General features: G+C 60.4%; 17 protein-coding genes. 4 read left to right on the top strand and 13 right to left on the bottom strand.

Features of this window, described 5'->3' with window-relative positions; all coding sequences use genetic code 11:
* Positions 1-102 precede the first annotated feature (102 nt).
* On the bottom strand, positions 103-870 hold the full coding sequence (locus HX801_RS00715) for a sulfite exporter TauE/SafE family protein (RefSeq protein WP_003209649.1): 768 nt from the start codon (positions 868-870) through the stop codon (positions 103-105).
* A 99-nt stretch (positions 871-969) separates the two neighbouring features.
* Between HX801_RS00715 and HX801_RS00710 the strand changes: the two genes are divergently transcribed.
* From HX801_RS00710 to leuA, 4 genes are all read left to right on the top strand, one after another.
* A complete protein-coding gene (locus HX801_RS00710) occupies positions 970-1860 on the top strand; it encodes a LysR family transcriptional regulator (protein ID WP_087695128.1) in 891 nt (296 codons plus the stop codon).
* 10 nt (positions 1861-1870) lie between these two features.
* Positions 1871-3250 (top strand): exodeoxyribonuclease VII large subunit, encoded by a 1380-nt coding sequence (xseA, locus tag HX801_RS00705; RefSeq protein WP_177021402.1) that lies wholly within the window; start codon positions 1871-1873, stop codon positions 3248-3250.
* 3 nt (positions 3251-3253) lie between these two features.
* Positions 3254-4075 carry a peptidoglycan DD-metalloendopeptidase family protein gene (locus tag HX801_RS00700; protein WP_008438272.1) on the top strand — a complete coding sequence of 274 codons (822 nt, stop codon included), beginning with the start codon at positions 3254-3256 and terminating at the stop codon, positions 4073-4075.
* 320 nt (positions 4076-4395) lie between these two features.
* Positions 4396-6075: a 2-isopropylmalate synthase gene (gene leuA, locus HX801_RS00695; protein ID WP_102605673.1), complete on the top strand. Its 1680-nt coding sequence runs from the start codon at positions 4396-4398 to the stop codon at positions 6073-6075.
* A gap of 194 nt (positions 6076-6269) precedes the next feature.
* On the opposite strand, the gene HX801_RS00690 is transcribed toward leuA, so the two are convergent.
* From HX801_RS00690 to iscX, 12 genes are all read right to left on the bottom strand, one after another.
* A complete protein-coding gene (locus HX801_RS00690; protein WP_102368191.1) occupies positions 6270-7061 on the bottom strand; it encodes an amidohydrolase in 792 nt (263 codons plus the stop codon).
* The gene (locus HX801_RS00685; RefSeq protein WP_177021401.1) at positions 7049-8197 is read right to left on the bottom strand and encodes a pyridoxal phosphate-dependent aminotransferase; all 1149 of its coding nucleotides are present in this window, start codon (positions 8195-8197) and stop codon (positions 7049-7051) included. Before HX801_RS00685 ends, HX801_RS00690 begins: the two co-directional genes overlap by 13 nt.
* A 109-nt stretch (positions 8198-8306) precedes the next feature.
* Entirely contained in the window at positions 8307-9776 is a 1470-nt protein-coding gene (der, locus tag HX801_RS00680) for a ribosome biogenesis GTPase Der (protein WP_003209661.1), read from the bottom strand.
* A gap of 139 nt (positions 9777-9915) precedes the next feature.
* On the bottom strand, positions 9916-11067 hold the full coding sequence (gene bamB, locus HX801_RS00675; protein ID WP_003209662.1) for an outer membrane protein assembly factor BamB: 1152 nt from the start codon (positions 11065-11067) through the stop codon (positions 9916-9918).
* A complete protein-coding gene (locus HX801_RS00670; RefSeq protein WP_003209663.1) occupies positions 11060-11701 on the bottom strand; it encodes a tetratricopeptide repeat protein in 642 nt (213 codons plus the stop codon). The genes bamB and HX801_RS00670 overlap by 8 nt, the downstream gene beginning before the upstream one ends.
* A gap of 40 nt (positions 11702-11741) precedes the next feature.
* Positions 11742-13031 (bottom strand): histidine--tRNA ligase, encoded by a 1290-nt coding sequence (gene hisS, locus HX801_RS00665; RefSeq protein ID WP_003209664.1) that lies wholly within the window; start codon positions 13029-13031, stop codon positions 11742-11744.
* 23 nt (positions 13032-13054) lie between these two features.
* On the bottom strand, positions 13055-14164 hold the full coding sequence (ispG, locus tag HX801_RS00660; RefSeq protein WP_003209666.1) for a flavodoxin-dependent (E)-4-hydroxy-3-methylbut-2-enyl-diphosphate synthase: 1110 nt from the start codon (positions 14162-14164) through the stop codon (positions 13055-13057).
* A 4-nt stretch (positions 14165-14168) separates the two neighbouring features.
* Positions 14169-15179, bottom strand: coding sequence for a RodZ family helix-turn-helix domain-containing protein (locus HX801_RS00655; protein WP_177021400.1), 1011 nt, complete (start codon positions 15177-15179; stop codon positions 14169-14171).
* The gene (pilW, locus tag HX801_RS00650) at positions 15179-15937 is read right to left on the bottom strand and encodes a type IV pilus biogenesis/stability protein PilW (protein WP_008438284.1); all 759 of its coding nucleotides are present in this window, start codon (positions 15935-15937) and stop codon (positions 15179-15181) included. Before pilW ends, HX801_RS00655 begins: the two co-directional genes overlap by 1 nt.
* 12 nt (positions 15938-15949) lie before the next feature.
* Positions 15950-17098 carry a 23S rRNA (adenine(2503)-C(2))-methyltransferase RlmN gene (gene rlmN / locus HX801_RS00645; RefSeq protein WP_003209670.1) on the bottom strand — a complete coding sequence of 383 codons (1149 nt, stop codon included), beginning with the start codon at positions 17096-17098 and terminating at the stop codon, positions 15950-15952.
* Between the two features lie 30 nt (positions 17099-17128).
* On the bottom strand, positions 17129-17554 hold the full coding sequence (gene ndk, locus HX801_RS00640) for a nucleoside-diphosphate kinase (protein ID WP_003175956.1): 426 nt from the start codon (positions 17552-17554) through the stop codon (positions 17129-17131).
* Positions 17555-17645: 91 nt separating this feature from the next.
* Positions 17646-17846, bottom strand: coding sequence for a Fe-S cluster assembly protein IscX (gene iscX, locus HX801_RS00635; protein WP_076017546.1), 201 nt, complete (start codon positions 17844-17846; stop codon positions 17646-17648).
* Between the last annotated feature and the right edge of the window lie 7 nt (positions 17847-17853).

The following is a 17853-nucleotide window of genomic DNA, read 5'->3' as shown; positions in this document are numbered from 1 at the left end:
AGCAAGCCCGCTCCCACAGGGGGAATGCGTTCCAAATGTGGGAGCGGGCTTGCTCGCGAAGAGGCCCTGAAGGCTGGCAGCTTAATCCCTGAAACAATCAGGTCAAGTACTCAAGTAACGGGCAATCAAGGCAATGCCACTGGCCAGCACCAGCCAGGTCACCAACCGCACAAACGCCTCGCGGGACATGCGCAGGGTCAACCGCCGCCCCGCCCACAGCCCGAGCGCCATGGCCGGCAACAGGCACACCGCCAACATCAACAAGGGTAGCTCGGCATACACGCCCGCGATCAGAAACAGGCTCAGGCGCACCACCGTGCTGCAACTGATCAACGCACTCTGGGTCGCCCGCGCGCCATCCTTGGGCAATCGGCTGTTGAGGTAGATCGCATACAGAAAGCCGCCACTGCCGAACAACGCGCCAAACAGCCCGCCGACAACCCCCATGGGAATCGCCCAGCCGGCTGCCATCTGCGTGGGCTTGGCCTTCACCGCCAGGCTGTAGATCGCATAGGCGCTGATAAACAGCCCCATCAACAGCAGCAATAAATCAGAGTGCAGGTTGAGCAGGAAGATCACCCCAAGGGTGCAGCCAATCGCCATGCACGGCAGTAGCCTGAACAACTCCGGTTTCACCACATCCCGGCGCGATTGCAGAAGGTTGCCGAAGGCCGCGACAAAATCCAGCAGCACCAGCAAGGGGATGATCTTCGACAGAGGCATGAACAGAATCAGGATCGGCCCCGCCACCAATGCGGTACCAAAGCCTGCAATGCCGAACACGATATACGCCAGGGCAATCGCCACGCCGATCACCAGCCAGTCCACACCGCCAAACGACCAATGACTCAACAGCTCGACCGGACTCATGACGTATTCCTTATTAGAGATGGCCATCACTTTAGCCATTGGCAAGCGTTGCGACTAATATCTTCAAAGCCCATCACTCATCTCGAAAAGGCATGACTTGTGATTTCCACCCGGCAATTGCGTTACTTCGTCGAAATCGCCGAGAGCGGCAGCTTCAGCGCAGCGGCCGAGCGGCTGTTTGTGGCGCAATCGGCACTGAGCCGGCAGATCAAGGAGCTGGAAAACCTGCTGCAAACGCCGCTGTTTGAACGCACTGCGCGCCAGCCACGGCTGACGGCTGCGGGCGAGGCTTTTTATCCGCGGGCACGCAACCTGCTGGGCGAACTGCTCAAGGCCAGTGAGATGGCGACGCAAGTGGGCAATGGACAGCTCGGCACGCTGCGAATGAGCCATTCGAGCACGGTGCCGATGAGTGGCCGCCTGCTGCGCGGCATCGGTGCCTGGCTGGAACGATGCCCGGGCGTGTCGATGGACATCGCCAAACTGTCCTCCGAAGCCCAGTTGGAAGAAATCGCCGACGGCCGACTGGAGGTCGGGTTGTTGCGCTTACCGGTGTTGCGCCAGCGCGAAGGCGTGCGCATCGTGCCTTTATATAGCGAGCGACTGTTGCTGGCCGTGCCGCCGAACCACCGGTTGGCCGGGCACACATCCGGTATCGATTTGGCGCAACTGAAGAACGAAGCGTTTATCTCGATCCCTCACCCCCAGCGCGGAGGGCTGAGTTACCTGTCAGCCGAATTATGCATGCGTGCAGGATTTTTCCCCAAGGCGGCGCGGGTGATGTCGCGCAAGACCACGCAGTTACAGCTGATCCAGGCCGGATTCGGCATCGCCTTGCTGCCGGAGTCGATGCAGGACATTGCGCCGGCCAACATCCATTTTTTACCCCTGGCCGATCCCGATTGCCAAAGCACCGTCGCCCTCGCCTGCCAGCAAACGCCGAACGCGCTGGTGGAGCAGTTCTGTCAAACCCTGCACGAATGCCTATAAACTGCCGCCCATGATTAAAGATCCCTTTGCCCGTCTGGGCCTGGACCGCGAAGTCCTGACTGTCAGCCAGCTCAACGGCCGCGCGCGGGTGTTGCTGGAAGACGTGTTCACCAATATCTGGGTCGAAGGCGAGATCTCCAACCTCGCCCGCCCGGCCTCCGGCCACGTGTATTTCACCCTCAAGGACAGTGGCGCCCAGGTGCGTTGTGCGCTGTTCCGGCAGAACGCCGCACGGGTGCGCCAGGCGTTGAAAGACGGCCTGGCGGTGAAGGTGCGGGGCAAGGTCTCGCTGTTTGAGGGCCGTGGCGACTATCAGCTGATTCTCGACACGGTGGAGCCGGCCGGTGACGGCGCACTGCGCCTGGCCTTCGACGCGCTGAAGGAAAAACTCAGCGCCGAAGGCCTGTTCAGTGTCGAGCGCAAGGTGCCGCTGCCCGCCCACCCACGGCGCATCGGGATTATCAGCTCGCCCACCGGCGCGGTGATTCGCGACATCATCAGCGTGTTCCGCCGCCGGGCACCCAACGTGGAACTGACGTTGATCCCGACAGCCGTACAAGGTCGTGAAGCCGTGGCGCAGATCGTCCGCGCACTGAAGCTGGCCGATGCACGCGGCTTCGACGCGTTGATCCTGGCCCGTGGCGGCGGGTCGCTGGAAGACCTCTGGTGCTTCAACGAAGAAGCCGTGGCGCGTGCGGTGGATGCCTGCGTAACGCCCATCGTCAGCGCCGTTGGCCATGAGACCGATGTGTCGATCAGCGACTTTGTCGCCGACGTACGCGCCCCAACGCCTTCCGCCGCTGCCGAGTTGTTGGCGCCGGACTCCAGCCACCTGACTCGCCAGGTAGAGAACCTGCACCGCCGCCTGGTGATGCTGATGCGCAACCGCCTGACCCACGACCGCCTGCGCCTGGAAGGCATGGCTCGTCGCCTGCGTCACCCGGGCGAGCGCCTGCGCCAACAGGCCCAGCGCCTGGATGACCTGGACATGCGCCTGCGGCGTGCCTTCGAGCGCAGCCTCAACACCCGTCGCGAGCGTTTGATCCGCCTGGAAACCCGCCTCGCCGGCCAACACCCCGGCCGCCAACTGGCGCTGTTGCGCCAACGCCTGGACAGCCTTGCCGAACGCCTGCCCCGTGCCATGCGCGAAGGCCTCAAGGCCCGTCGCCTGCAACTGCAAAGCCAGGTGCAGACGCTGCACGTGGTCAGCCCGCTGGCGACGCTTGGACGCGGCTACAGCATCTTGCTCAACGAACGCGGCCAGGCGATTCGCAACGCCGCGCAAACCCACACCGGCCAGCGCCTGACCGCGCGCCTCGGTGAAGGCCAATTGCAGGTACGGGTGGAAGACAACCACCTGACGCCCGTCACCCTCTCGTTACTGGATTGATTGATGCCACGCTTTTTAAGTTTGTTGATGCTGCTGTGCCTGACCTTTAACGCCCATGCCGACAGCTACATCACCCGCCTGCTGAACAAGCCGGTGCCCGGTGGGGTGGCGGTGGTCGACCTCGGCACTTCGGCCACGGCGCCCAAAGCCACCTACATGAACCGCCCAGTGCTGGTGGTGAAGGAGCAAAACAACTGGCTGGCGATTGTGGGCATCCCGCTGACGGTCAAGCCTGGCACCCAACGCATCACCAGCGGCAGCCAGAACCTGCCGTTTGTCGTGGGCTTCAAGAAATACCCCGAGCAGCACATCACCCTGAAGAACAAGAGCCAGGTGAACCCGGACCCGGCGCAACTCAAGCGCATCGAAGGCGAGCTGGCAGTCCAGCTCAAGGCCTATCGCAGTTTCAGCCCGAACACGCCGAGCAACCTGCTGCTGGACAAGCCGGTGAACGGGCCGCTGTCGAGCAAGTTCGGCGTGCGACGTTTCTTCAACGGCGAGGAGCGGAATCCGCATTCCGGCCTGGACTTTGCCGTGGGCGCCGGCACGCCGATCAAGACCCCGGCAGCGGGCAAGGTGATCCTGACCGGCAACTACTTCTTCAACGGCAACACCGTGTTTGTCGACCATGGCCAGGGCTTTATCAGCATGTTCTGCCATATGTCGAAGATTGATGTGAGCGTGGGCCAGCAACTGGCTCGTGGTGCAGTGGTGGGCAAGGTCGGTTCCACCGGCCGGGCGACCGGGCCGCATATGCATTGGAACATCAGCCTGAACGACGCACGGGTGGACCCGGCGATCTTTATCGGCGCGTTTCAGCCCTGACGCTCAATTGCGCACCCGGCAACGGGTGCGCAAACAAAACAACCCCGCGCACAATTCTCAACCATAAAATCTCGTTTTCCTCAGCAATAGCAGAACTTCTCTCAATTTTTCCCGACTGCTTGCCATCTTTCACCCCGGCGGTTAGGGTTGGACCTATGAAAACCTCTCACACCCTCATTCAGCTCCGCCAGCACCGCAGCCTGTGCCTAGTCAGCGCACGACTGCCAGGCTGAATCGATCTGCCTCGTCTTCTGCTTTATCCCCAATAACAGTTTTACGGCAGGCCGCCTTTTCTCGGCCCCTAGACAAAGGATTTCCCGATGAGCATGCTCAAAGACCCGTCTTCGAAGTACCGCGCGTTCCCGACCATTGATATCCCGGACCGCACCTGGCCTTCGAAAACCATCACCACCGCGCCGATCTGGTGCAGTTCCGACCTGCGCGACGGCAACCAGTCGCTGATCGAACCGATGGACGCGGTGAAAAAGCTGCGTTTCTGGAAGACCCTGGTCGCCGTCGGTGTGAAGGAAATCGAAGCCTCCTTCCCGGCCGCATCGCAAACCGATTTCGACTTCGTGCGCACCCTGATCGAAGACAATCACATCCCCGCGGACACCACCATCCAGGTGTTGACCCAGGGCCGTGAAGACTTGATCGCACGCACCTTCGAATCCCTGCGCGGGGCGAAGAAAGCCATCGTTCACTTGTACAACGCCACCTCGCCGTCGTTCCGCCGCATCGTGTTCAACCAGGACAAGGACGGCATCAAGGCGATCGCGGTCAACGCGGCCAAGCTGTTCGTCAAATACGCCGCCCAGCAGCCGGAAACCCAGTGGACCTTCGAATACTCGCCAGAGACGTTCAGCGCCACTGAGCTTGAGTTCGCCAAGGAAGTCTGTGACGCGGTGATCGAGGTCTGGAACCCGACGCCTGAGCACAAGGTGATCCTCAACCTGCCAGCCACCGTCGAGTGCGCCACCCCGAACATCTATGCCGACCAGATCGAGTGGTTCGGTCGTCATATCAACCGTCGCGACAGCGTGATCATCAGCCTGCACACCCACAACGACCGTGGCACCGGCGTAGCCGCTACCGAGTTGGGCCTGATGGCCGGCGCCGACCGTGTCGAAGGCTGCCTGTTCGGCAACGGCGAGCGTACCGGTAACGTCGACCTGGTCACCGTGGCCTTGAACATGTACACCCAGGGCCTCGACCCTCAGCTGGACTTCTCCGACATCGACGGTATTCGCAAAGTTGTCGAAGAGTGCAACCAGATCCCGGTGCACCCACGTCACCCGTACGTCGGCGACCTGGTTCACACCGCCTTCTCCGGCTCCCACCAGGACGCGATCCGCAAGGGCTTCACCCAGCAGAAAGACGACGCCTTGTGGGAAGTGCCGTACTTGCCGATCGACCCGGCCGACATCGGCCGCAGCTACGAGGCAGTGATTCGCGTCAACAGCCAGTCGGGCAAAGGCGGCATCGCCTACCTGCTGGAGCAGGAATACGGCATCAGCTTGCCGCGCCGCATGCAGATCGAGTTCAGCCAGGTGGTACAGGCCGAAACCGACCGCGTGGGCCTGGAGATGACCGCCGCGCAGATCTACAGCTTGTTGCAGCGTGAATACCTGCAAGCCAACATTCCTTACGCGCTGGTCAGCCATCGCTTGCAGGAAGAGAACGGCAACAGCTCGGTGGAAGTTGAAGTCTCCGGCAAGGGCCAGGGCGAAACCAACCTGCGCTGGCACGGCAAAGGCAACGGCGCCCTGGAAGCGCTGGTGGCCGGGCTGCCGATTGGTGTGGAGATCATGGATTACAACGAACACGCGATTGGCGCCGGCACCAATGCCAAGGCGGCGGCCTACATCGAGCTGCGAGTGAACGGTGAGCGTCCGGTGCATGGCGTGGGCATTGATGAAAACATCACCACGGCGAGCTTCAAGGCGGTGTTCAGCGCGCTGAACCGCTCGTTGAGCCAGCTGGAAGCGAAAGCGGCGTAAGCACTGACCGCTGAAATGCGAAAGGCCCCGGGATGAGAATCCAGGGGCCTTTTTATTGGAATTTGTGGTGATTTTCAGGGCCTCTTCGCGAGCAAGCCCGCTCCCACATTTTGACCGCGTTCTTTCAGGTGGCGCAGGTCGAATGTAGAAGCGGGCTTGCTCGCGAAGGCAATCTATAAGGCGGCGAAAATCCTTCAGGTGAACTCGAAGCTGTCCGCATCCAGGTTCGCCGGGAAGCGTGTGCGATACTCCGCCAATTCCGCTGCATCCAGGCACACCTGGAACACGCCGTCCGCCTCCCCTGCGCTCAGCAGGCTTTCGCCCTGGAAATCCACGACCTGGCTGTCGCCGGTGTAGGCAAAGCCCTTGCCGTCCGTGCCCACCCGATTCACCGCCGCCACGTAGCACAGGTTTTCAATGGCCCGTGCCGGCAGCAGACGGTTCCAGTGCTGGCGACGTGCGCCCGGCCAGTTGGCGGTGTACAGCAGCAAGTCAGTGTCCTGGGCGTCACGACTCCACACCGGGAATCGCAGGTCGTAGCAGATCAACGGACGAATCCGCCACCCCTTGAGTTCGAACTGCACCTGGCGCTCGCCGGGGGTGTAGTGGTCGTGTTCACCGGCCATACGGAACAGGTGACGCTTGTCGTAGTGCAACACCTCACCATCCGGTCGCGCCCACAGCAGGCGGTTGCGGTGACTGCCATCGGCGGCCTGGATGATCACGCTGCCGGTGATCACCGCGTTGTACTTCTTCGCCTGGGCCTGCAGCCATTGATGGGTGGGGCCGTTTTCAGGCTCGGCGAGGGTTTCCGATTCCATCGAGAAACCGGTGGTGAACATCTCCGGTAGCACGATCAGGTCGGCACCCTTGGCCTGTTCCAGCAACAGTTCAAAATGCTCCAGGTTGGCCTGGCGGTCGTGCCAGGCCAGGGTGGTTTGCACCAGGGCGATGTTCAGGTTGGGCAGTGCACTCAGATCACGCATAGTTTCTCGGCTGCTTGACGCAGCGTCTCCTCGCGTTTGGCAAAGCACAGTCGCACCAGGCGCTGGCCTTGCGGTGGGTTCCGGTAGAACACCGAGACCGGGATGGTTGCTACGCCATGCTCGCGGGTCATCCATAGCGACATGGCGACGTCATCCAGGTCCGGGCGAATCTGTGAGTAATCCACCAATTGAAAGTAGGTACCGGCCACCCGGGTAAAGCTGAAACGCGACGGTTCCAGCAGGTCGCAGAACAGGTCGCGCTTGGCTTGATAAAAAGCCGGCAGCTCCTCGACGTGTTCCGGGTGTTCGGCCATGAAGTCTGCCAAAGCGTACTGCAACGGGGTCACGCCGCAAAAGTTGACATATTGATGCACCTTGCGCAGCTCGGCGCTGAGGGCTGGCGGCGCGACCACGTAGCCGGTTTTCCAGCCGGTGACGTGGTAGGTCTTGCCGAACGAACTGACCACAAACGCACGCTGATACAGCTCTTCGTGAGCCAGCACGCTGACGTGGGGCACACCGTCGAACACCAGGTGCTCGTAGACCTCGTCGCTGACCAGGTAGATGTCGCGGTCGCGGATCAACTCGGCCAACTGGTCCAGCTCGGCACGGCTGATCAGGGCACCGGTGGGGTTATGCGGGCTGTTGAGGATGATCATGCGGGTGTGCGGCGACAGCGCAGCGCGCAGTTGCTCGAAGTCCAGGGCGAAATCATCCAGACCCAGTTGCACGTGCACGCAGCGACCGCCTGCCAGTTCCACAGAAGGCTCGTAGCTGTCGTAGGCCGGATCGAACACGATGACTTCATCACCGCTGCGGATCACCGCCTGGATCGCACAGAAGATCGCTTCAGTGGCGCCTGGGGTGATGGTCACTTCGCTGTCGGCATTCACCGTTGCGCCATAGCTGCGGGCGATCTTGGCCGCCACTTGCTGGCGCAGTACCGGCAGGCCGGTCATGGGGGCGTATTGGTTATGGCCCAGGGCTATGTGTCTGCCCACTCCATCGAGCAACTCCTGGGGCCCGTTAAAGTCGGGAAAGCCCTGGGACAGGTTGAGCGCACCGGTTTCGGCAGCGAGTTGCGACATGGTGGTGAAGATGGTGGTGCCGACATTCGGCAGCTTGCTGGTGATCATCGGTGCGCCCCTTGCGGTGAGCCCCAAGTTTTAAGCTGCATGCCGCGAAGGGTCAACCGCCAGGCACAAAAAAAGGGCTCCGAAAGAGCCCTTTTTCAACCGATCAGGATCAGCGCTTGTCGCGGCGCTTTTTGTCGGCCTTCTTGTGGTGCGTCATCATCCGGCGCTTTTTGTTGACCTGGCGGTCGGTGAGGCTGTTCTTGTTACCTTCGTACGGGTTCTCGCCACCCTTGAACTCGATACGGATCGGCGTACCGACCAGTTTCAAGACACGGCGGTAGGTATTTTCCAGGTAACGCACGTAGGACTTCGGCACCTTCTCCAGCTGGTTACCGTGAATCACGATAATCGGCGGGTTGGCACCACCCAAGTGAGCGTAACGCAGCTTGATCCGACGGTTGTTGACCATCGGCGGCGCGTGCTCGCTGACCGCATCTTCAAGAATCTGGGTCAGGCGGTTGGTCGGCCAGCGGGTAACCGCGGACTTGAACGAGTTCTGCACCGAGGCGTAGAGGTTACCCACGCCGGTACCGTGCAGTGCCGAGATAAAGTGGATATCGGCAAACTCGACGAAGAACAGGCGACGCTGCAGCTCGACCTTGACGTAGTCGCGCTCGCTCGGCGTCATGCCGTCCCACTTGTTGATCGCAATCACCAGGGCGCGACCGGCTTCCAGGGCAAAGCCCAGCAAGTTCAGGTCGTGGTCTACCACGCCTTCGCGGGCGTCCATGACGAAGATCACTACGTTGGCGTCTTTGATCGCCTGCAGGGTTTTCACCACGGAGAACTTTTCAACTTCCTCGTGGATCTTGCCGCGCTTGCGCACACCGGCAGTGTCGATCAGCGTGTACTTCTCGTCGTTACGCTCGAACGGGATGTAGATGCTGTCGCGAGTGGTGCCCGGCTCGTCATAGACGATTACCCGGTCTTCACCGAGCATGCGGTTGACCAGGGTCGACTTGCCGACGTTCGGACGGCCGATGATAGCGATCTTGATACCGTCTTTTTCGCTTGGGCCAGGAATGCGCTTGGCTTCCTCGCCTTCGGCAACGATTTCTTCTTCGCCTTCGACTTCATCCACGTCATCACGCGGGAAGTCGCGCAGGGCGATTTCCAGCATCTGGGTGATGCCGCGACCGTGGGCACCGGCGATCGGGATCGCATCGCCCAGGCCCATCGGGCTGAACTCGGCGCGGGCCATTTCAGGATCGATATTGTCGATCTTGTTGGCCACCACGTAGGAACGCTTGTTGCGCTTGCGCAGGTGCTCGCCAATCATCTGGTCTGCAGCGGTGTAGCCCGCGCGGGCGTCCACCAGGAACAACACGACATCAGCTTCTTCAATGGCCAGCAGCGACTGCTCGGCCATCTTTTCGTCCATGCCATGCTCGTCACCGGAGATACCACCGGTGTCGACAATAATGTAGGAGCGCCCTTGCCACTTTGCCTCACCGTATTGGCGATCACGGGTCAGACCGGACAAGTCGCCGACGATGGCGTCGCGAGTCCTGGTCAGGCGGTTGAACAAGGTGGACTTGCCGACGTTCGGTCGGCCCACCAGGGCGATTACGGGAACCATGCGGCTCTCCACTTCGTTATTTCAGAAAATACAAAAGCCGCTGCAAGGCAGCGGCTGGTGCTCGGGGCAGCGCTCGAAAGCGCCGCATGCCCTGCCGAAGCAGGGCCGCCTGGGAATTACCCCAAGCATAGTCAAACCATTACTTGATGGTCAGCGCTTCCAGTTTGCCGCTGTTGCCATACACGTAAAGCATGTTACCTACCACCAGCGGACGGGCACGCAGGCCGTCGCTGTCGATACGTTCGCGACCCACGAAGCGACCGTCCACCTGGCTCAGCAGGTGCAGGTAACCTTCAAAGTCGCCTACCGCTACGTAGCTGGAGAACACTTCCGGTGCCGACAACTGACGGCGGGCCAGGGAGTCGTTGCTCCACAATGCAGTGGTGGAACGCTCGTCGACACTTTCAACGGTGCCGGACGCCAGGCTTACGTAGACGCTGCCAAACCCTTGGGCGACACCGGCGTAGCTGGAAGCATCACGCTGCCAGTTGATCCGGCCGCTCTGCACGTCCAGCGCCGCAACACGGCCCTGATAAGTAGCGACGTAAAGGGTATCACCCGACAGCAGCAAGCCACCGTCGATGTCCACTACGCGGTCCAGTTCCGAACGACCTTGAGGAATCGCGACCCGGGTTTCCCAGGCCGGCACGCCGTTCTGGGTGTCCAGGGCGACCACTTTACCGGTCGACAGGCCTGCCAGTGCCAGGTTGCTGGTCACAACCGGACCGCTGGTACCGCGCAAGGTCAGGACCGCCGGCGTGCTGTCATACAACCAGCGCTGGTTACCGGTGGCGGCGTCGAGGCCGATCACACGGTCATCCTGGGTCTGCACGACAACCACGTCACCGTTGGTAGCCGGTGGCGAGAGCACTTCACTGGTCACGCGAGCGCGCCATTTCTCTTCACCGGTGCTCGAATCCAGTGCCACGACGTCGCCTTTCAGCGTGCCGAGCATCACCAGGCCAGAACCCACGCCAACGGCGCCGGACACAGGCAGTTCGAGGTCTTTCTTCCACTTGACGTCGCCGTTCATGCGATCCATGGAGACCACAACACCGGTGGAATCAGCGGCGTAGATAGTGTCACCGTCGATCGCCGGGACCATCAGGTTGTACAGATCGCCCTGACCGTCACCAATGGAGCGGCTCCACTGCTTTTGCAGGACCACTTCTTCCTTGAAGCTGGTCAGCTCGGCCGGAGGCAGTTCTTTTTTGCTGTTGCTGCTGCAACCCGCGGCCAAAACGGCCAGAGCCAGCAATGCTGCATGTTTCCAACGGATCACGTCACGCATCCCCTTTGGCCAAGTCGTCGAGCTTGATTTGTAAGCCACCGACCGCCGCTTCATCAGACAGCGCCGCCTTGGCTTTTTGGTACGCAGCATTGGCTTCGTCGGTACGACCCAATTGGACCAGGAGGTCGCCCTTGAGCTCTTCACGAGTGGCCAGGAATGCCTTGTCAGCATCGCCGTCGAGCAGTTTCAGTGCTTCGTCGGCCTTGTTCTGTGCCGCCAGTACCTGAGCCAGACGCTGACGTGCGATTTCACCCAGTGTCGGGTTGGCCGGCTTGTCGGTGATGGCTTTCAGCTCGGAGGCTGCGTCATCCAGCTTGCCGTTGTCGACCGCAACTTTTGCGACGAACAGGCTGCCGTATTGCGCGTAGGTGCTACCGCCGAATTCGCTCTTCAGCTTGCCGGCCAGGTCTGCAACCTGGGCCAGGTCAGGCTTGCCGTTTGGCGTCAGCGTGGTTTCCAGCAGTTGCTGATAGATAATCGAGGCGCCTTGCGACTGGTTAGCCTGATACTTGTGCCAGGCTTGCCAGCCGAACACCACTACTAAAGCCAGCAAGCCGCCAGTGACCAGGGGCTTGCCGTTGCGCTGCCACCAGTCTTTGAACTCGGCCAGCTGGTCATCATCAGTACTCGACACCCCAATACTCCTTAATCGCTAAATCGGCTGTTTGACAGCTTCAACCCTGCACGATGCAGGTGGCCAGGTGCGCTGCAAGCGCATCAAAGGCAATGCTTTGTTGTTCACCCTGACCACGCAGGGGTTTGAAACTTACCACTTGCTGGGCCAACTCATCATCACCCAGGATCAGTGCATACAACGCACCGCTCTTGTCGGCTTTCTTGAACTGGCTTTTGAAGCTGCCGGCGCCGGCATTGACTTGCAGGCGCAGGTTCGGCAGTTGGTCGCGCAGTTTCTCGCTCAGGGCCAGGGCAGCCAGTTCGGCCGCCTCGCCAAAGGCACAGAAGTACACGTCCACCTGACGGGAGATTTCTTCGGGAACCTGCTCCAGGGTTTCCAGCAGCAGGATCAGCCGCTCGATGCCCATGGCAAAACCTACGCCGGTGGTCGGCTTGCCGCCCATCTGCTCGACCAGGCCGTCGTAACGACCACCGGCACACACCGTGCCCTGTGCGCCGAGCTTGTCGGTGACCCACTCGAACACGGTCTTGCTGTAGTAATCGAGGCCACGCACCAGTTTCGGGTTGATGACGTAAGGAATACCGGCTGCATCCAGGCGAGCCTTGAGGCCCTCGAAGTGGATACGGGACTCGTCGTCCAGGTAGTCGGCCATTTTCGGCGCGTCCACCAGTACGGCCTGGGTCTCGGCGTTCTTGGTGTCCAGTACCCGCAGCGGGTTGGTTTTCAGGCGACGCTGGCTGTCTTCGTCCAGCTTGTCCAGGTGGGCCGACAGGAATTCCACCAGGGCTTCGCGGTAGCGGCCCCGGGATTCGCTGGTGCCCAGGCTGTTGAGTTCAAGCTTGACCGCATCACGGATGCCCAGCATGCCCCACAGGCGCCAGGTCAGCACGATCAGCTCGGCGTCGATGTCCGGACCGTCTAGGTTGAAGACTTCCAGGCCGATCTGGTGAAACTGGCGATAACGGCCTTTCTGCGGACGCTCGTGGCGGAACATCGGGCCGATGTACCAGAGCTTCTGCGGCTGGCCACCGCCGGTGAGGCCATGTTCGAGCACCGCACGCACACACGCGGCAGTACCTTCCGGACGCAGGGTCAGGGAGTCACCGTTGCGGTCTTCGAAGGTGTACATCTCTTTTTCGACGATGTCGGTCACTTCACCGATGGAGCGCTTGAACAGCTCGGTGAACTCGACGATCGGCATGCGGATCTGCTTGTAACCGTAGTTATCCAGCAGGCGCGCGACAGTGCCCTCGAAGTAGCGCCACAGGGGCGTCTGCTCAGGCAGGATGTCGTTCATGCCACGAATGGCTTGCAGAGACTTGCTCACATCAAATCCTTAAATTCGTTCGATCAGCCGCGCGCGATAACCGCTGCGTCAGCTTCGACCTTTTCGGCCGCTTTCTGGCGGATCAGCCGTTCCAGCTCATCCACCAGATTGTCATTCGTCAATTTCTGCGACGGCTTGCCGTCGATGTAAATCAGGTTTGGCGTACCACCGGTCAGGCCCACATGGGCCTCTTTGGCCTCACCCGGCCCGTTGACCACACAGCCGATCACCGCGACATCCAGCGGCACCAGCAGGTCTTCGAGGCGTACTTCCAGTTCGTTCATGGTTTTCACCACGTCGAAGTTCTGCCGCGAGCAGCTCGGGCAGGCAATGAAGTTGATGCCACGGGAACGCAAATGCAGGGATTTGAGAATGTCGTAACCGACTTTCACTTCCTCTACCGGGTCTGCCGCGAGGGAGATGCGAATAGTATCGCCAATCCCGTCGGCCAGCAGCATACCGAGACCCACCGCAGATTTCACTGTGCCTGAGCGTAAACCGCCGGCTTCAGTGATACCCAGGTGCAGCGGCTGGACGATTTCCTTGGCCAGCAGGCGGTACGCTTCTACCGCCATGAACACGTCGGAAGCCTTTACGCTGACCTTGAAGTCCTGGAAATTCAGGCGTTCAAGGTGTTCTACGTGGCGCAGCGCGGACTCGACCAGTGCGGCCGGCGTCGGCTCGCCGTACTTCTTTTGCAGGTCTTTTTCCAGGGAGCCGGCGTTGACGCCGATGCGGATTGGAATCCCGCGATCACGGGCGGCATCCACCACGGCGCGAACCCGGTCTTCACGGCCGATGTTGCCCGGGTTGATCCGCAGGCAATCGACGCCCAACTCGGCCACGCGCAACGCGATCTTGTAGTCGAAGTGAATATCGGCGACCAGCGGCACCTTGACCAGTTGCTTGATGCGGCCAAAGGCTTCGGCAGCGTCCATGTCCGGTACGGAAACCCGCACGATGTCGACGCCCGCCGCTTCCAGGCGGTTGATCTGGGCGACAGTGGCCGCCACATCATTGGTGTCGCTGTTGGTCATGCTCTGTACTGCGATGGGGGCATCGCCGCCCACCGGCACCGAGCCGACCCAGATCTTGCGCGATACGCGACGTTTGATTGGAGATTCGCCGTGCATGACTTTATTGTCCCAACTTGAGGCGAGCAGTCTCGCCACTGGTGAACGGCGCCACGTCCACAGGCTGGCCGTTGTAGGCCACTTGCGCGCCACGGGCAAAGCCCAGACGCAGCGTCAAAGGAGGCTTGCCGCCCTGGTCAAGTGTATCTCCCTTACGCTTCAGACCACTGAACAGCACCTTGCCGTTGCCATCGGAGACTTGCGTCCAGCAGTCAGCGACGTAGGTAATTTGTACTCGGCCATCACCGGCGATCAGTACCGGGGTGGTTGGCGCGGAAATCGCCGGGGCGACGGGAGCCGTTGTTGCCGGAGCCTGCGCCGGTACTGCTGGCGTTGCTGGCGTTGCTGGCGTTGCTGGCGTATGAGCTGGAGCAGCAGGCGTCACTGCAACCGCTGGAGCGGGTGCGACGGGTGCCACTGCGGCGGCAGTACCTGCTTCGGGCGCAGGCTGCTCGGCGCTTGGCTCTGCCTCAGGCGCCGCCTGACCCTGGGCCACGGCCTGGTCTTCCGGCTCATCCAACGGATGAATCTGGGTGGTGCCGTCGGCGCTTTCGACTTCGACGTGCTCCATGGCGTTGCTGGACAAGTCCTTGCCACGCTGGGCGGTCTGATCCTGCCACCATACAAAACCACCGCCGATCACGGCGATGAGCAGCAACAGGCTGACAATGCGCAAAATGGTGTGGGAAACCCGCACAGGCTCTTCAATGCGGCCAAGACCATGGACATTGCTGCCCTGGGAATCGGTACCGGTGATTTGGTCGAATTCCTGGACCAATGCAGCCTGGTCGATACCCAGCAACTTCGCGTAGGCGCGGATATAGCCGCGGGCAAAGGTATGCCCTGGCAGCTTGTCGAATGCGCCAGCTTCAAGGTTGCCCAATGAAGTCGTGGTCAAATTGAGCTTGAGGGCCACTTCTGCCAGCGACCAACCATTGCTTTCGCGGGCCTGACGCAAGGTCTCGCCTGGGTTTCCACGATTAGCTGCTACAACTTCCGGGTGCGCCGCTTTCATCATTGCTCCGACAGGTATTGCTGATATTCCGGCGTACCGGGATAGAGTCGTTCGAGTTGCTGGCCAAAACGTGCGGCCTTGTCGCGTTCTTCATGAACCGTCGCCAGGCGCACACCGAGCAATAGACTACGTGCATTTTGCCCGCTCAGCAGGCTAAAACGCTCGTAATAGTCACGTGCCGGCACATAATGCCTGTCTTCGAAGGACAACTCAGCCATTTCGAGCAAGGCCCGTGGCTGGCGCTGGTTCAGGTGCAGGGCTTTTTCCAGTTGCTGGCGTGCGGTGTCGCGCTGGCCGAGAAGCATTGAGGTCACCCCCAGGTTCTCGAAAACCCGCGAACGCTCAGGATAGAGGGTATCGGCCGCAGCCTGCTGGAAATATTCGGATGCCTGGGCATAACGTTTCTGCGCAAACAAAAAACTGCCGTAGTTATTCAGCAGTCTTGGGTCGCCAGGGCGTGTGGCCAGGGCCTTGTGGAAATATTGATCGGCCAATTCAGGCTCGGCCTGGGCCTGGAACACCAAAGCCAGCGCAGCATTGGCGTCAGCGTCGCTGCCATCCAGCTCAAGGGCCTTCTTCAGCGGCACCTTGGCCTGTTCGGTCATCCCTTGCTGCAAGTACCCCAAGCCCAGCTGCACATAGGCAGCGCGCGCTTCGTCACGGCCCTTGCCGGTTTGCAACGGGCTGTCATGGCCCGATGAAACACAGCCAGCCGCGAGGCTGGCAACAAGCAAAAGCAGCGCAAGGCGCAAGGGCATAGAGATCCTCTCTCAGGTTCGAGTCGCGGCGCTTTGCGGCATATCATCGGCGGCACTCAATTCACGCACGGCGATATAACGTTCGCTGCGACGGGTGCGATCCAGCACCTGTCCTACCAATTGGCCACATGCCGCATCGATGTCTTCGCCGCGGGTGGTGCGCACGGTGACATTGAAGCCTGCATGGTGCAGTTGATCCTGGAAACGGCGGATGGCGTTGTTGCTCGGCCGCTCATAGCCAGAATGGGGAAACGGGTTAAACGGAATCAGGTTGATCTTGCACGGTACGTTCTTGAGCAACTCGATCATCTCGACCGCGTGCTCGACCTTGTCGTTGATGTCCTTGAGCATGGTGTACTCAATGGTCAACACACGCTTTTCGCCCAAGGTCGCCATGTAGCGCTGGCAAGATTCGAGCAGCATCTTAAGCGGATACTTCTTGTTGATCGGCACCAATTGGTTACGCAATGCGTCATTCGGTGCGTGCAGCGACAACGCCAGGGAGACGTCGATGTGCTTGGCCAGCTCATCGATCATCGGTACCACGCCGGAGGTCGACAGGGTCACGCGGCGCTTGGAGATACCGTAGCCCAGGTCGTCCATCATCAGGTGCATGGCCGCGACAACGTTGTCGAAGTTCAGCAGCGGCTCGCCCATGCCCATCATCACCACGTTGGTGATGGCACGGTCGGCGGTCGCCGGGATGCTGCCGAACGATTTATTGGCAATCCACACCTGGCCGATGACTTCGGCGGCGGTGAGGTTGCTGTTGAAACCTTGCTTGCCGGTGGAGCAGAAACTGCAGTCCAGGGCACAGCCTGCCTGGGACGAAACGCACAGAGTGCCGCGTTTGCCCTGGGGAATGTACACGGTCTCGACGCAGCTGCCGGACGCCACGCGCACCACCCACTTACGGGTGCCGTCGGTGGAAATGTCCTCGCTGACCACTTCGGGGCCGCGAACTTCGGCAATGGCCTTGAGCTTGTCGCGCAGGGCCTTGCTGACGTTCGTCATGGCGTCGAAATCATCGACGCCAAGATGGTGAATCCACTTCATTACCTGAGCGGCACGAAAACGCTTCTCCCCGATTGAGTCGAAGAATTTTTCCATTTCCTGTTGAGTCAGACCCAGCAGGTTGGTTTTTGCAGTCAATGTAGTCATGGATTCACCTTCGCTCTTTTAAGCCAATGCTTAGCGAGCGGTTACTTCAGTAGCAGCGAAAAAGTACGAGATTTCGCGGGCAGCAGCGGCTTCGGAGTCCGAACCGTGAACGGCGTTGGCGTCGATCGATTCAGCGAAGTCAGCACGGATGGTGCCGGCAGCAGCTTCTTTAGGGTTGGTAGCGCCCATCAGCTCACGGTTCAGAGCGATAGCGTTTTCGCCTTCCAGAACCTGAACAACAACAGGGCCGGAGATCATGAAGGCAACCAGGTCACCGAAGAAACCACGAGCGCTGTGCTCAGCGTAGAAGCCTTCAGCTTCAGCCTTGGACAGTTGCTTGAGTTTCGAAGCTACAACCTTCAGGCCGGCTTTTTCGAAACGAGTGGTGATCTCGCCGATGACGTTTTTTGCAACAGCGTCAGGCTTGATGATGGAGAAAGTACGTTGAACAGCCATGGTGTAACTCCAGAAACGGTAATTTGCGAAAAATTAAACCCGCGAATTATACGCGGGTTCTTGGGTATTGCCTAACTGCGTAAGGGAGGCTTCAGTCCTGCTCTTCTTTCCAGGCAGTCTGAATAGCTTCAAGCACCTTTTCACCGCCGCGTTCCCGGTCATCTTCGAACCCTGGCAAGGCCATGACCATGTCACGCAAAGCTACAAAGTTCAGCGAATAAGGGTTCACGTCCGGGTGACCATCGGCCAGCAGGATAGCGATTTCTTGTACATCAACCCATTTAAGACTCATGACACTT

The sequence above is a fragment of the Pseudomonas sp. G1002 genome, assembly GCF_013385455.1.
In the GTDB taxonomy this organism is placed as follows: Bacteria; Pseudomonadota; Gammaproteobacteria; order Pseudomonadales; family Pseudomonadaceae; genus Aquipseudomonas.
The sequence above is the reverse complement of the archived record's forward strand: the minus strand, read 5'-3'. Positions and strand labels throughout refer to the sequence as shown.